This is a genomic window from Pseudomonas sp. GLN_2, assembly GCF_043106005.1.
Classification (GTDB): Bacteria; Pseudomonadota; Gammaproteobacteria; order Pseudomonadales; family Pseudomonadaceae; genus Aquipseudomonas; species Aquipseudomonas alloputida.
Map to the genome: position 1 here is coordinate 1 of NZ_JBICMC010000032.1, position 345 is coordinate 345.

General features: G+C 63.2%; 1 pseudogene. It reads left to right on the forward strand.

Annotated features, from left to right (window positions below):
• A pseudogene (locus tag ACF8Q6_RS08840) lies at nt 1–345 on the forward strand (hypothetical protein); the annotation flags it as partial.

Genomic DNA, 345 nt, shown 5'->3' on the forward strand with positions numbered 1-345 from the left:
CATCACCTACAACCAGGAGGATCTGCGGGAAGCACTGGCGGCGCTGCTGGAAGCGGCCAAAAGCGAACCACAGTCAGCGTCATCCTTCGCCCTGCCGGAAGCGCTTGCCAGGCAAGCCCATGCCGCTGCCAATGCCTTTGGGCGCATCAACACCCTGTACGAACAGATGCAGGCACAGAGCAGCACGGCCAGCATCGGCCTGTATGCCTGGTACGTCGCGCTGGGGCGGCAAGTGCTGCGCACCGCGACCCCCAACAGCATGGACCGCGCGCTGCACCAGGGTTTGCGGCTGACCTTGTTCGCTTCGGTGCATGAAACGGCTGTCGATATTCGCCTGAGTGAAGC